At 73.5% G+C, this 14312-nt stretch carries 11 protein-coding genes and 1 rRNA gene; all 12 read right to left on the reverse strand.

Going from position 1 to position 14312, the window contains the following annotated elements; all coding sequences use genetic code 11:
• Nucleotides 1–263 (reverse strand): 16S ribosomal RNA (locus BMW27_RS04490); the annotation flags it as partial.
• A 468-nt stretch (nt 264–731) separates the two neighbouring features.
• Nucleotides 732–2015: a tyrosine--tRNA ligase gene (gene tyrS, locus BMW27_RS04495; RefSeq protein ID WP_091439889.1), complete on the reverse strand. Its 1284-nt coding sequence runs from the start codon at nt 2013–2015 to the stop codon at nt 732–734.
• Nucleotides 2016–2019: 4 nt separating this feature from the next.
• Nucleotides 2020–2655, reverse strand: coding sequence for a DNA-3-methyladenine glycosylase (locus BMW27_RS04500; RefSeq protein WP_091441369.1), 636 nt, complete (start codon nt 2653–2655; stop codon nt 2020–2022).
• 5 nt (nt 2656–2660) lie between these two features.
• Nucleotides 2661–4121 (reverse strand): argininosuccinate lyase, encoded by a 1461-nt coding sequence (gene argH / locus BMW27_RS04505; protein ID WP_091439892.1) that lies wholly within the window; start codon nt 4119–4121, stop codon nt 2661–2663.
• Nucleotides 4118–4654, reverse strand: coding sequence for an arginine repressor (locus BMW27_RS04510; RefSeq protein WP_091439895.1), 537 nt, complete (start codon nt 4652–4654; stop codon nt 4118–4120). Before BMW27_RS04510 ends, argH begins: the two co-directional genes overlap by 4 nt.
• A gap of 49 nt (nt 4655–4703) precedes the next feature.
• Nucleotides 4704–5648 carry an ornithine carbamoyltransferase gene (gene argF, locus BMW27_RS04515; protein WP_091439898.1) on the reverse strand — a complete coding sequence of 315 codons (945 nt, stop codon included), beginning with the start codon at nt 5646–5648 and terminating at the stop codon, nt 4704–4706.
• A complete protein-coding gene (locus tag BMW27_RS04520) occupies nt 5645–6829 on the reverse strand; it encodes an acetylornithine transaminase (RefSeq protein WP_091439900.1) in 1185 nt (394 codons plus the stop codon). The genes argF and BMW27_RS04520 overlap by 4 nt, the downstream gene beginning before the upstream one ends.
• Nucleotides 6826–7887 (reverse strand): acetylglutamate kinase, encoded by a 1062-nt coding sequence (gene argB, locus BMW27_RS04525; protein ID WP_245743305.1) that lies wholly within the window; start codon nt 7885–7887, stop codon nt 6826–6828. The genes BMW27_RS04520 and argB overlap by 4 nt, the downstream gene beginning before the upstream one ends.
• Complete coding sequence (argJ, locus tag BMW27_RS04530) at nt 7884–9035, reverse strand: bifunctional glutamate N-acetyltransferase/amino-acid acetyltransferase ArgJ (RefSeq protein ID WP_091439903.1); 1152 nt, start codon at nt 9033–9035, stop codon at nt 7884–7886. Before argJ ends, argB begins: the two co-directional genes overlap by 4 nt.
• A gap of 25 nt (nt 9036–9060) precedes the next feature.
• A complete protein-coding gene (argC, locus tag BMW27_RS04535) occupies nt 9061–10101 on the reverse strand; it encodes an N-acetyl-gamma-glutamyl-phosphate reductase (protein WP_217638041.1) in 1041 nt (346 codons plus the stop codon).
• A gap of 96 nt (nt 10102–10197) precedes the next feature.
• Nucleotides 10198–12336 (reverse strand): patatin-like phospholipase domain-containing protein, encoded by a 2139-nt coding sequence (locus BMW27_RS04540; protein WP_091439908.1) that lies wholly within the window; start codon nt 12334–12336, stop codon nt 10198–10200.
• Entirely contained in the window at nt 12329–13921 is a 1593-nt protein-coding gene (locus BMW27_RS23225; RefSeq protein ID WP_091439912.1) for a P-loop ATPase, Sll1717 family, read from the reverse strand. The genes BMW27_RS04540 and BMW27_RS23225 overlap by 8 nt, the downstream gene beginning before the upstream one ends.
• Nucleotides 13922–14312 lie beyond the last annotated feature (391 nt).

Below are 14312 nucleotides of genomic sequence, written 5' to 3' on the forward strand. Positions count from 1 at the left end.
GGCCACTACCCCACCAACAAGCTGATAGGCCGCGGGCCCATCCCCAGCCGGAAACCCTTTCCACCACCAGACCATGCGGTCAGCGGTCACATCCGGTATTAGCCCCAATTTCTTGGAGTTATCCCAGAGCCGGGGGCAGGTTGCCCACGTGTTACTCACCCGTTCGCCACTGATCCCCCACCGAAGCAGGTTCACCGTTCGACTTGCATGTGTTAAGCACGCCGCCAGCGTTCGTCCTGAGCCAGGATCAAACTCTCCGTAGATGCTTGAACCAGGCCGAGAACCAAGAGCTAGCACTCTCGATATCCATCAACCCAAAGAAACCCACAAAGGGGTTGTTACTTGGCACTGACTTTCGGCACGCTGTTGAGTTCTCAAGGAGCGGACGCTCACGACGCCCGGCCCGGTGAGGCCTTCGATCGCGGCGGCTGTTCCACGTTACGCCGCTTCCCGTGTCCGTCAAGCCGCGGGTCCAGGACCCGTGCTCGGCGCTCGGAGCGGCAGTGCCCTGGGCAACGAGCGCTCCCCGGGTTGTGTTCCCAGGGCCCGCTCTGTCGCTGGGCAGGCGGCGCCCGGTCCGACCCGCGGGCGGTGACTCGGTCTCCGTCCGCGCCGGTCTCGCCTGGCGCAGAGAGAAAGTTACGTGGGTGTCGTCCGGGCTGTCAAACCGACCCGAGGTGACGGTCGACACCCGGCTGCAACAGCACCGTCACACGTCGTTCACCTCCCGCTCAGGCGCCTCCGGCTCGCTGGACGCCGGCGACCGAGCGCTTGCCGCGACGCAGCACCAGCCAGCCGCCGGGGAGCCAGTCCCCCTCCCCCGGTACGGCCTCGGCGTCGGTCACGCGCTCGTTGTTCAGGTAGGCGCCACCCTCCTTCACCGTCCGGCGGGCCTCCGAGAGGCTCGAGACGAGTCCGGTCTGCTGCAGCAGGGCGGCGACGGTCGGCGTCCCGCCGTCCACGGTCACGCTGCCGGCCTCGCGCAGGGCGGTCCCGAGCGTGTCCGGACCCAGGACCCGGAGGTCGTCCCGGCCGAACAGCGCCCGACCGGCGGCCTCCGCCTGGCGGAGCTCGTCCTCGCCGTGCACGAGGCGGGTGAGCTCCTCGGCCAGCGCACGCTGCGCCGCACGGGCAGCCGGCCGCTCGACGGACTCGGCGAGCAGCGCCTCGACCTCCTCGGCCGGGCGCTCGGAGTACAGGGGCAGCCAGGCACGGGCGTCAGCGTCGTCGGCGTTGAGCCAGAACTGGAAGAAGGCGTAGGGCGAGGTGAGGGCGGGATCCAGCCAGACGGCGCCACCCTCGGTCTTGCCGAACTTCGTGCCATCGGACTTGGTGACCAGCGGGGTGGACAGCGCGTGCACCGTCGCGCCCTCGGTACGGCGGACCAGGTCGATGCCGGCGGTCAGGTTGCCCCACTGGTCCGACCCGCCCGTCTGCAGCGTGACGCCGTGGCGGCGGAACAGCTCGCGGTAGTCGTTGGCCTGCAGGATCTGGTAGCTGAACTCGGTGTAGCTGATCCCGGCCTCGGAGTTCAGCCGGGCGGCCACCGCCTCCTTGGCCAGCATCCGCCCGACCCGGAAGTGCTTGCCGATCTCGCGGAGGAAGTCGATCGCGCTCAGCGGCGCCGTCCACTCGAGGTTGTCGACGTACACCGGGGCCTGCAGGCCGCCCCGCTCGGCCGGCACCTCGAGGAAGGGCGCGACCTGGGTGCGGATGCTGTCCACCCAGCCCGCGACGGTGTCCCGGTCGTTGAGCTGGCGCTCGGCGGTGGGCCGGGGGTCGCCGATGAGGCCGGTCGCGCCGCCGACGAGGACGACGGGCTGGTGGCCCGCTCGCTGCAGCGCCCGCAGCACCATGAACTGGAGCAGGTGGCCGACGTGCAGGCTGGGCGCGGTGGGGTCGAAGCCGGCGTAGTACGTGACCGGGCCGGCGGCCAGGTGGGCGCGCAGGGCGTCGTCGTCGGTGCTCTGGGCGACCAGCCCGCGGCGGTGCAGCTCGTCGATCACGTCGATCACGGGCTCAATCCTGCCTGGCCCGCCGGGAACGGGGTCCGCCACCCGGTCGGAAGGCGCTGACCGAGGCCGCACCGGTCTCCCAGAACCGCCACGGGAGCTCGGTGGCGACGCTGATCCCGACCCGCGGCCCCGCCGACACCTGCACCGGCGGCTCGCCACGGTGCAGCCGCACGGAGGACGACGGGTCGAGCAGGTCGGCGTCCTTGTCGCCGGGGCCGATGTCCAGGGCCTGCGTGAGCCGCGCCGGTCCGCGGGCGAGGTCACGAGCGGCCTTCGCGGCGGGACGGCGGGCGGCGGCCAGCTCCTCCCCCACCACGACGTCCCCGGCGCGCAGCAGCACCGCCGACCCCTGGCCCTCCGCGCCGACGACGATGTTGGCGCACCAGTGCACGCCGTAGCTGAAGTAGACGTAGAGCCGTCCGGGCGGGCCGAACATGACCGCCGCGCGGGGCGTGGGACCGCGGTGGGAGTGCGCCGCCGGGTCGGTGCCGTCGCCGGCGTAGGCCTCGACCTCGGTGAGCCGCAGCGCCACGCGACCGGCCGGGCGGTCGGTGACCAGCCAGCAGCCGAGCAGCGTCGGCGCCACGGCGTCCGGCGGGCCGAGCAGCTCCTCGGGCGCCAGCAGCGGCCCGGGCACCACGTCGCTCAGAGGGCCGCCGCTACGGGTGAGGACGACGCCCACTCCGCGTGCGACCGGGCCAGCGACCCGAGCGTGTCCAGCTGCTCGGCGACCCGCTCGGGCGCCGTCCCCCCGCGGGCCTTGCGCGCGGCCAGCGCGCCGGGCACGGAGAGCACCGCGCGGACGCCGGGCGTCAGCTCGGGCGCGACCTCGGCGAGCTGGGCGTCGGAGAGCTCGTCGAGCTCGAGGCCGCGCTGCTCGCAGTAGGCGACCATCGCGCCGGAGACCTCGTGCGCCGAGCGGAACGGCACGCCCTGGCGGACGAGCCACTCGGCGACGTCGGTGGCCAGCGCGAAGCCCTGCGGCGCGGCGGCCTCCAGCACCTCCGGGCGCAGGGTCAGCGTCGCGACCATCCCGGTGACCGCCGGCAGCAGCAGGAGCAGCTGCTCCATGGAGTCGAAGACCGGTTCCTTGTCCTCCTGCAGGTCGCGGTCGTAGGCCAGCGGCAGGCCCTTGAGCATCGTCAGCAGGCCGGTCAGGTTGCCGACGAAGCGGCCGGACTTGCCGCGAGCCAGCTCGGCGATGTCGGGGTTCTTCTTCTGCGGCATGATCGACGACCCCGTGGCCCAGGCGTCGTGCAGGCGCGCCCAGCCGAACTCGGTCGACGTCCAGAGCACGACCTCCTCCCCCAGCCGGGAGAGGTGCACGCCGAGCAGCGCCGCGGCGAAGCAGAACTCGGCGGCGAAGTCGCGGTCGCTGACGCCGTCGATGGAGTTGTCCGAGGCGCGGTCGAAGCCGAGCTCGGCGGCGACGGCGTCGGGGTCCAGCGGCAGCGAGGAGCCGGCCAGCGCGCCGGAGCCGTAGGGGCTGACGGCGGTGCGGCGGTCCCAGTCCTGCAGCCGGTCGACGTCCCGGGTGAACGCGTGCGCGTGGGCGAGCAGCTGGTGGGCGATGAGCACCGGCTGGGCGTGCTGCAGGTGCGTCATGCCGGGCGCGGCCACGTCGCGGTACCGGTCGGCGAGCTCCACCAGTGCGGACTCCAGGGCGGCCAGCTCGCCGACGAGGTCGCGCACGGTGTGCCGGAGGTAGAGCCGCAGGTCGGTGGCGATCTGGTCGTTGCGGCTGCGGCCGGCGCGCAGTTTGCCGCCGAGCGCGCCGAGCTTCTCGGTGAGGCCGCGCTCGAGCGCCTCGTGCACGTCCTCGTCGGACTCGATCGCGGTGAACGTGCCGGCGGCGACCTCGGCGGAGAGCTCGGTGAGCGCGGCGACCATCTGCTCGAGCTCGTCGTCGGTGAGCAGCCCGGCCCGGTGCAGGACGCGGGCGTGCGCGCGGGAGCCGGCCAGGTCGTAGGGGGCCAGCTGCCAGTCGAAGTGCGTGGACCTGGACAGCGCAGTCAGGGCGTCCGATGGTCCTCCGCCGCCGAAGCGGCCGCCCCAGAGCCGGGTGTGGGGCGAGGGCGGGGCGACGGCGGGGTCGGCCGGGCTCACGGTGCGGGGTCCTCCAGGTCGTTCTTCAGCTCGGGGTGGGCGGCGGGCGTGCGCTGGGCCATCGCGCGCAGCCGGTCGGCCAGGGCGGCCCCGCCGTCCGGCTCGCGGGAGACGACCAGCAGAGTGTCGTCCCCCGCGATCGTGCCCAGCACGTCGGGGAGGCCGACCTTGTCCAGCGCGGAGGCGAGGAACTGCGCCGCACCCGGCGGCGTGCGCAGGACGGCGAGGTTGGCGCTGCCCTGAGCGGAGGTCAGCAGGTCGGCCAGCAGCCTGGTGAGCCGGGCCGGCGCCGCCTGGGCCGGGCGCAGCGGGGCGTTCTCCGGCGGCAGCACGTAGGACGCCGGGGCGCCGTCCGACCCGCGCATCTTGACCGCGCCGAGCTCCTCCAGGTCCCGCGAGAGGGTGGCCTGGGTGACCTCGATGCCCGACCCGGCGAGCAGCGCGGCCAACTGGGTCTGCGAGGTCACCGGCTGGGTCTCGATGAGCTCGCGGATCCGCGCCTGCCGGGCCGAGCGGGTCAGCGCCGTCGTCACCGCGGCCCCCGGGGTCGTCGGCGCACGGGCCGGCCGGGCGCGCGGGTCGTCACGAGTGCTCCAGCAGCCAGATGAGGACCGCCTTCTGCGCGTGCAGCCGGTTCTCCGCCTCGTCCCACACCGCGCTCTGCGGCCCGTCGATGACCGAGCCGGCGATCTCCTTGCCGCGGTAGGCGGGCAGGCAGTGCAGGACGACGGCGTCGTCGGCGGCCCGGGCGAGTGCGTCGTCGTCCACCGCGTAGGGCAGGAACGGTGCGACGCGGGCGTCGTACTCCTCCTCCTGCCCCATGGACACCCAGGTGTCGGTGACCAGCACGTCGGCGCCGTCGGCGGCGGCCGATGGGTCGTCGGTCCAGCGCACCGAGCCGCCGGTCTCCGCGGCGATCTCCCCGGCCCGCTTGAGCACCTCCGGCGAGGGCTGGAAGGACTCCGGCGAGCCGATGCGCACGTGCATGCCGGCCGTGGCGCCGCCGAGCAGGTAGGAGTGCGCCATGTTGTTGGCGCCGTCGCCCAGGTAGCTCATCGTCAGCCCGGCGAGGGCGCCCCTGCGCTCGGCGACCGTCTGCAGGTCGGCGAGGATCTGGCAGGGGTGGAACTCGTCGGTGAGCGCGTTGACCACCGGCACCCGGCTGACCGCGGCCATCGCCTCGATGCGGTCCTGGCCGAAGGTGCGCCAGACGATCGCGGCCACCTGCCGGTCGAGCACGTGGGCGGTGTCCTCGACCGACTCGCCGCGGCCGAGCTGGCTGGCGCCGCCGTCGACGACCAGCGGGTACCCGCCGAGCTCGGCCACGCCCACGGAGAAGCTCACCCGGGTCCGGGTCGAGGGCTTGTCGAACAGCACCGCGACCGCCCGGGGCACGCCGTTCGGGGCCCGCAGCGGGGTGGGCGCGGCCTCGGTGTGCCGGGTGCGCTTGAGCTCGTCGGCCAGGGCCAGGACCTCGGCCTGCTCGGCCGGGCTCAGGTCGTCGTCCCGCAGGAGGTGGCGGGTCACCGGTCGGCCGTCGCGGCGTCGAGCGCTGCCGGCAGGGCGGCGACGAAGGCGTCGACCTGCGCGTCGGTGAGCACCAGCGACGGCGCCAGCCGCAGCACGTCCGGGGCGACGGCGTTGGCGAGGAACCCGGCCTCCCGCAGCCGGGCCTCGAGCGCCCCGGCGACCGGCGCGGTGAGGACGACGCCGAGCAGCGCGCCCCTGCCGCGCACGCCGGAGACGCCCGGGTGGCCGAGGGCCTCGATGCCGGCGGTGAACCGGTGCTCGAGCTCCTTGGCCCGCTCCAGCAGCCCCTCGTCGCGGATGGTGTCGAGGACGGCGAGCGCGGCCGCCGCGGCGATCGGGTTGCCGCCGAAGGTGGAGCCGTGCGAGCCGGCGGTCATCAGCTCCGCGGCGTCCCCGAAGGCGAGGGTGGCGCCCAGCGGGAGCCCGCCGCCGATGGCCTTGGCGAGGGTGACCACGTCGGGGGCCACGCCGTCGGCCTGGTGGGCGAACCAGTGCCCGGTGCGGCCGGTGCCGGTCTGCACCTCGTCGACGGCGAACAGCGCGCCGGACGCCGCAGCGGTCCGGGCGGCGTCGGTGAGGTAGCCGGGCGGCGCCGGCTGCACGCCGCCCTCGCCGAGCATCGGCTCGAGCAGCACCATCGCCGTCCGGTCCGTGACCGTGCCGGCCAGCGCCTCCGCGTCGCCGTAGGGCACGAACCGGACGCCGCCGGGCAGCGGGGCGAACGCGTCGGCCTTGCCCGGCTGGCCGGTGAGCGCGAGCGCGCCCATGGTCCGGCCGTGGAAGGAGCCCTCCGCGGTGACCACCTCGGTGCGCCCGGTGAGCCGGCTCAGCTTGAACGCGGCCTCGTTGGCCTCGGCGCCGGAGTTGCAGAAGAAGACCCGGCCGGGCCGGCCGGCGAGCTCGAGCAACCGCTCGGCCAGGGTCACCCCGGGCTCGTGCATCGCCAGGTTCGAGACGTGGCCCAGCGTCTGCGCCTGCTTCGTGATCGCCTCGACGACCCGCGGGTGGGCGTGGCCGAGGATCGTCGTCGCGATGCCGCCGAGCAGGTCGGTGTACTCGCGGCCGTCGACGTCCCACACGGTCGCCCCCGCACCGCGGGCGAGCGCCACCGGCGGGGTCTTGTAGTTGTGCATCATCACGGCCGACCAGCGGGTGGCCAGCTCCTCCGTGTGGGTCATGCCGGCTCCTCTCCGGTGGTGGCGCGGGCCGGGACCACCATGGTCCCGGTGCCCTCGGACGTGAACATCTCCAGCAGCAGGGCGTGCGGGGTGCGGCCGTCGACGACGGTCGCCCGCTTCACCCCGCCCTCGACCGCCCGCAGGCAGGCGGCCATCTTCGGCACCATCCCCGAGTCCAGGCCGGGCAGGATCTCCGCCAGCTCGCCCGCGTCGATCTGCTGCACCAGCGAGTCGCGGTCGGGCCAGTCGGCGTAGAGCCCCTCGACGTCGGTGAGGACGACGAGCTTCACCGCCCCCAGCGCCACGGCCACCGCCGCCGCCGCGGTGTCGGCGTTGACGTTGTGCACCACGCCGTCCGCGTCGGGCGCGACGCTGGCGACCACGGGGATGTGGCCTGCCTCGAGCAGGGCGGTGACGGGGGTCGGGTCGACCGCGGCGACGTCGCCGACCAGGCCGATGTCGACCTGCTCGCCGTCGACGGTCGCGGTGGTGCGCTCCGCGGTGAACAGGCCGCCGTCCTCGCCGGAGAGGTGCACCGCCATCGGCCCGTGCTGGTTGATCAGCCCCACGATGTCGGGACCGACCTGCCCGGTGAGCACCATGCGGACGACGTCGACGGTCTCCGGCGTGGTCACCCGCAGGCCGCCGCGGAACTCGCTGGCGATGCCCAGCCGGCCGAGCATCTCGGTGATCTGCGGGCCGCCGCCGTGCACGACGACGGGCAGGATGCCGCAGGTCCGCAGGAACACCATGTCCTCGGCGAAGGCCCGGCGGCACTCCTCGTCGACCATCGCGTGGCCGCCGTACTTGATCACCACGACGTTGCCGTGGAACTCCTTGAGCCACGGCAGCGCCCCGGTGAGCACGGCGACCTTGCGGGCGTCGCCCTCGGGGTCGTAGGTGCGCATCACGCGGCTGGTGCCGATCCGCCTGCGGACGGTGGGCACCGTGGGCGGCGCCTCCTCGACCCGGACGTCGGGCGGGGTGGGGTCCTGGGCGGCCGGGTCGTGCGCGGTGGTCACGTGCGGCTCGGGGTCGGGTGCTGCCAGGTCGCTCATGTGGAGTAGGCCGAGTTCTCGTGCACGTAGGCGATGGACAGGTCGTTGGTCCAGATCGTGGCCTGCTCGCCGCCGGCCCCCAGGTCGACGTCGATGGTGACCTCCCGGCCGGTGAGGTCGACGCCCTCGCGGGGGTCGCCGATCGCGCCGCCCCGGCAGACCGTGACGCCGTTGATCGTCACGTCCACCCGGTCGGGCTCGAAGGCGGCGTCGGTGGTGCCGATCGCGGCGAGCACCCGGCCCCAGTTGGGGTCGTTGCCGAACAGCGCCGTCTTGAGCAGGTTGTTGCGGGCGCAGGCGCGGCCGGCGGTCAGGGCGTCCTCGACGCTGGCCGCGTTGCGGACCGTGATGGCGATGTCCTTGGTGGAGCCCTCGGCGTCGGCCAGCAGCTGCATCGCCAGGTCGGTCGCGGCCGCGGTCAGCGCCTCGGTGACCTCCTCGGCGCTCGGGGTGACCCCGCTCGCGCCGTTGGCCAGGACGATCACCGTGTCGTTGGTCGAGAGGCAGCCGTCGGAGTCGACCCGCTCGAAGGAGACGCTGGTCGCCTGCTTGAGCGCGGTCTGCAGGGTGCCGGCGTCGACCACCGCGTCGGTGGTGAGGACGACGAGCATCGTGGCCAGGCTGGGCGCGAGCATGCCGGCGCCCTTGGCCATGCCGCCGACGGTCCAGCCGTCGCGGGCCTGCACGGTGGTCTTGGGGACGCTGTCGGTAGTCATGATCGCGCGGGCGGCGTCGGGGCCGCCGTCCTCGCTGAGCGCCTCCACCGCGGCGGTGACGCCGGCGGTCAGCCGGTCCATCGGCAGCCGGACGCCGATCAGCCCGGTGGAGGCGACGGCGACGTCGATCGCGCCCAGGTCGAGGGCCTTCGCGGCGTGCTCGGCGGTGGCGTGGGTGTCCTGGAAGCCCTCGGGCCCGGTGCAGGCGTTGGCGCCGCCGGAGTTGAGCACGACCGCCCGCGCCCGCTCCCCGGCCAGCACCTGGCGGCTCCAGAGCACCGGCGCGGCCGGGAAGCGGTTGGTGGTGAAGACCGCCGCCGCGGCGTCGTCCGGGCCGTGGTTGAGGACGACGGCGACGTCCGGGGCGCCGCTGGACTTCAGCCCGGCCGCGACACCCGCGGCGGAGAACCCCTGCGGGGCGGTGACGCTCACTGGGCACCCTCCGGTGCATCGGTGATCACGGTGCGACTCCCACGACCGGCAGGCCGGTGGTCTCGGGCAGGCCGAGGGCGAGGTTGGCGCACTGGACAGCCGCTCCCCCGGTGCCCTTGGTCAGGTTGTCCAGCGCGGCGACGACGACCAGCCGGTGCGCGTCGGGGTCGACGGCCAGCTGCAGCGCGACGGTGTTGGCACCCAGCACCTGCGCCGTCGTGGGCCACTGCCCCTCGGGCAGCAGGTGCACGAACGGCTCGTCGGCGTAGGCCTTCTCGTAGGCGGCCCGGGCGGCGGCCTCGTCGGTGCCCGCGGCCAGGGGTGCCGAGCAGGTGGCGAGGATGCCGCGGCTCATCGGCACCAAGGTCGGGGTGAAGCTCACGGCGACGGGTGCGCCGGCCGCCCGGGAGAGGTTCTGCACCATCTCCGGCGTGTGCCGGTGCACCCCGCCGACCCCGTAGGCGCTGACCGAACCCATGACCTCGCTGCCGAGCAGGTGCGGCTTGGCGGACTTCCCGGCACCGGAGGTGCCGCTCGCGGCGACCACGACGACCTCGGGCTCGACCAGGCCGGCGGCCAGCGCCGGGGCCAGGGCCAGGCTGACCGAGGTCGGGTAGCAGCCGGGGACGGCGATCCGCCGGGCGCCCGCGAGCTGCTCCCGCTGGCCGGGCAGCTCGGGCAGGCCGTAGGGCCAGGTGCCGGCGTGCTCGGAGCCGTACCACCGCGCCCAGGCGGCCGGGTCGTTGAGCCGGTGGTCGGCGCCGCAGTCGATGACGAGCGTGTCGCCGGGGAGCCGTGCTGCGATGGCGGCGGACTCGCCGTGCGGGAGGGCGAGGACGACGACGTCGTAGCCCTGCAGCGAGTCCGCGTCACTCGGCTGCACCTGCAGGTCGGCGTAGGGCAGCAGGTGCGGCTGCAGCTCACCCAGGCGTCGGCCGGCGCTCGAGTTGGCGTGCACCCCGGCCAGCCGGAGGTGCGGGTGCCCGGCGAGCAGCCGGCACACCTCACCCCCCGCGTACCCGGTGGCGCCGGTGACCCCGACCGTCCACGTCTGTGTTCCGCTCACGGTGCATGACCATACACGGCCATGCATGACTGTTCATCGGGGGTTCCTGCAGCCCGCCGTCGGAGCCGCCGGCCGACGTCCACCCGCCCGGGCACCTCACACGACGAGCACCGACTCGGCCGCCTCCTCGTCGACCTCGCCCCCGTCGAACTGGTCGAGGGGGACGTTGGCGCGCTGCGCCAGTGCGGCGGCGACCTCCCAGCCCAGTGCCCGGTAGGCGTCGAACTGCTCGCCGGAGAACAACTGGTTGGCCGTCGGGTGCTGGGGGAACTGGTGGTCCTTCTCCCGGAGCACCGCGAGGTCCATCGGGACGCCGTCCCACAGCACGCAGCGTGCGTAGTAGATGACCCCCATGCCCCCGTCGGGATAGGTCACGTTCCCCACCGCGACCGGTTCCTCGGCCAGGCCGGTCTCGGCCGACGGCAGGGTGGCCGTGGGGTCCAGCCTCACCTCGGCACCGAGATCGGACCGGGCCAGGGCCGCGGCGCGGGCGATGTCCTGCAGCGGACTGAGACCACCCGCGCTGGCGTCCACGACGACCATGTGCGTGCAGCGGCGCCTGATCAGCTCCACCAGGCCGAGGTTCTCCCAGTGACCGCCGTCCGACACGTGGATGAAGCGCCCCCGGGTCCCCGCCAGCCCCATCGCCTCCCTCAGCACGTACAGCCCACCCGGCTCCCGCCACCCCGCGGCCAGCGCCCGCCCCATCCGGTGCACACGCGAGCGGCCGGCGGACGGAGGAGGCGTCACGTCACCGCGCCGGAACGGGTTGGGGATCCACACCCCGAGGCGGAGGTTCGCCAGGGCCATCAACAGCCGCAGCGCAGGGAGGGTGAAGCGTCCCATGGTCGGCGAGATGGCCGCCCCTGAGATCGCCATCATCGACGGCAGCGTGAGGCCGCTGCCGCCCTTGGTGTGCGTCCGTTCCAGCTCGGAGGTCTCCACGAGGGGCGCCAGGTCGACACTCCCCGACTGGCGCGCGTCGAACGTGAAGGGGGCGGCCCAGCTCTTGTTGGGCACGTCCCCCTCACGGGCGGCCACCGCCGCGCAGACGATGAGCTCGGGGAACGGCAGACCAGCCCGGCGCTTGGCCTCGATCTCCCGTCCGAGGTCGCTCAGTCTCACCTCGTCGTCGTAGGGGACGGGGGCCACCCGCACGCCACCGGCCGCACTGGTCCGCTTCAGGACGAACGCGTGACTCAGGCGCTCCCGGTAGTACAGGTGCATGGAGTACCGGCGGTTGTGGATGCAGCAGCCGCAGACCGCCAGCGTGGACAGCAGTCCCAGGAGCACCCACACGTCCTGCGGGGCGTCCCAGCCACTGCGCGCCTCGTTCTCCGCCGCCAGCAGGAAGGGCACGGCGAGGATCCCCCAGCCGCCCAGGGACGCGAGGACGCCCTGGAACGCACGGGCTCTGCCCAGTCGTTGCAACAGCACCGCGAGGGCTCCCAGCAGCACCACTCCCGCCACCATGACCACGGTCAGGAGCAGGCGACGGGACCCCAGGTCGTCGGCCCGCCCCGCCCAGAACGGGCCGTCGGCCAGCGCCAGACCGAGGAGGTGCACCAGGAGGGGCAGGCAGACGGCCAGGACCGCGAGGACACCCGAGCCCGCGACGAGGACCGTCGCGGTCCTCCGGAGCGGCCGCTCCCCCGGAGCGGCGCGGAACCGGCTCTTGTCGAAGAACCGTCGCACACCCACGAGCACGATCGCCGCCAGGAACGAGCCGGCCGCCGCGGCGCTGCCCCACACGACCGCCCCGGCCAACCGACCCTCAGGGCTCCCGATGTGGGGGATCGCGGCCCCGTACACCAGCCCGACGACCCAGCCGGCGAGCGAGGACCCGACCACGAGCGGCAGGAGGTTCAGCAGGAGGCCGTAGGCGAAGTTGACGACGAGCCACAGCCGGCCGGCCACCCCGGGAGCGAGGTAACTGAGGTGTGTCCGGAGGTACCACTCCTCCGGACTGCCCCGGGACCAGGGCGCGGCCTCCCCACGCAGGGCCTCGGCATCGGACTTGCCCTGGGCGACGGTGAGGGCACCGGCGATGTAGCTGCCCCCGGAGACGGCGGACAGGTACCGCGCCCGCTGGAACAGCCCCTGACGGGACAGGGCCTGGTACGCCCCCAGGCAGAAGGCGGCTGACCTGATGCCCCCTCCGGAGAAGGAGATGCCGAGCACGCTGCGGCCCTCGGGACCGACGTCGAGGTAGGCCCACCGCCCGCTGCTAGTCACGGTCGTACTGCCCGGTGTCCGAACCGTACGGGTACACCGGGAGCCTCCCCCGGTCCCGGAGGCGGCGGATCCCGCCCCGGTCGAAGAGCCGGAACATGAAGAGCGGGTGCACGCAGACCTGGTCGGCGTCCTCGACCGGTCGCAACGTCTCGGTGAAGGTGTAGGAGAAGCGGCCGACGGTGTACCGCGAGGTCGACCCCTCCACGATGCCCAGGACGCCCACGTCCAGGGCGGCCTCCAGGAAGTCGCTGTAGTCGACGCCGGAGCGGGCGACTCCCGCGGCGTTGAAGGCGCGGTGGAGCTCGCTGCACGAGAGCGTGTTCGGGATGTGGTTCTTGAGGTACCCGAGCGCCGTCGCCATGAAGGGGTAGTCGTGCGAGTAGCTGGACAGGATCCCGTCGACGATGCGCAGCTCCGCCTCCCGGACCCCTTCCAGGACGTCCAGGGGGGTCGCGACGGGCACACCGTGGCGGTGTCGCGCCGCGCGCGCCAGGATCGAGTTCAGGATCTGGATCAGGTGGCGCGGCAGGAGCTGCGTGTGCCGCATGATGTAGGCGACCGGGTCCTCGTCCGACCCCAGACCCGTGCGCATCCCTCCCCGGGGCAGCAGCGACCTCAGGGTGGCCTCGGCCATGTGGTGGTCCCGCTCGTCGTGCTGGTCCGGTAGTCCCAGGCGCTCCAGCTCGTTCCGGTGGTACAGGTCGAGGTAGTGCCGCAGCCGGTTCCCGGCGATGGTGATCAGCTCCGCCGCGGTCCACCGGATGACGAGGTAGTCGAGGAAGTCCTTCTCCGGGTTGGCCGTGAGGTCCCGGAGACGCTGCATGAGTTCCGCCGGGAAGGCGAAACGCACCTTGAACGGGCGGGTCTCGGCTGTGGTGACGAACTCGCGGGTGGCCCGGAAGAGGGCGGACAGCGTCGTCCGCAGCTCGTCGACGTGGACGTGGAGGTCCTCGAGGTTGTCCACGACGACGAACAAGCGCACGCCCTTGCGCCTGGTCAGGTCGACGAAGGACCGGTGGGCGACCTCGTAGGTGGCGACGTCGGTCCGCAGGGACGCGCACATCTCCTCGACCGTCAGACCGGGGGCCGATCGGACGAGGACGTCGGACAGCGCACTGCCGACACGGGCGAGCAGTCGCCCCGGTTCCAGACTCGACGGGTTGCCGTACGAGCTGAGGTAGGACGCGATGAGCCGGCCCTCGTCCGTGTGTCTCAGTCCGGGCACCCGGTACGCGAGCAGCATCGCGGCGTGGGCCAGGAGCACCTGCCACACGTGTGCGAGGTTCTCCGCGAAGAGCGGACCGACCTCGCGGGCGTACCGGATCCGGAGCCGCTCGACCTCGTGGTAGGCGTCCTCGGACTTGATCAGGATGACCTTCGCACCGTCGACGAAGGCCGTCCCCGCCAGGAAGGCGGTCTTCCCGGAGCCCTTGCGGCCGACCACGTAGAGGGGGTCGTCGCGCTCGGCACTGCCGTGGCAACCGTTCATGCGGTCGTAGAGCTGCTCGAAGATGCCCCGCGGGCTCCTGAGCAGTTCCTCCGTGTACGGCGGGCCGAGGGGCTGGTTCCGCGTGAGGATCCGCATCAGCTCCCCTGGCGCTGCTCCCATGACGTCCCCCCGAGTCCCGGAAGAGCACGAGCCCCGCGACGCTCAGCGCGGGGGCCTTCACTCAGCGGAGGCGCATGCCACCGCGTCAGATACAGCCACCGGCGAGCCCTGGCTGTCATCGGACGAGCTGTGACCGGTGTGGGTCGCCGGTCCGGGAGCTCGGGGGCGGTCACGTCGGGCTCGCTGAGGTGGCTGACGGGCCGGCGTCCCCCCAGCGGCTGTTGGTGACGCCGAGCACCCGCGGGCGGCGGGCGAGGGCGCTGGTCGACGAGGCTGTCGCCGCCCCGTGGGCGCACGCTGCCGAGTGGTGCGCACGGCCGCCGAGGGCACCCCGACGATCATGCCGCTCGAGGGGCCGGTCGCACGG

The sequence above is a fragment of the Geodermatophilus poikilotrophus genome (assembly GCF_900111455.1).
Taxonomy (GTDB): Bacteria; Actinomycetota; Actinomycetes; order Mycobacteriales; family Geodermatophilaceae; genus Geodermatophilus; species Geodermatophilus poikilotrophus.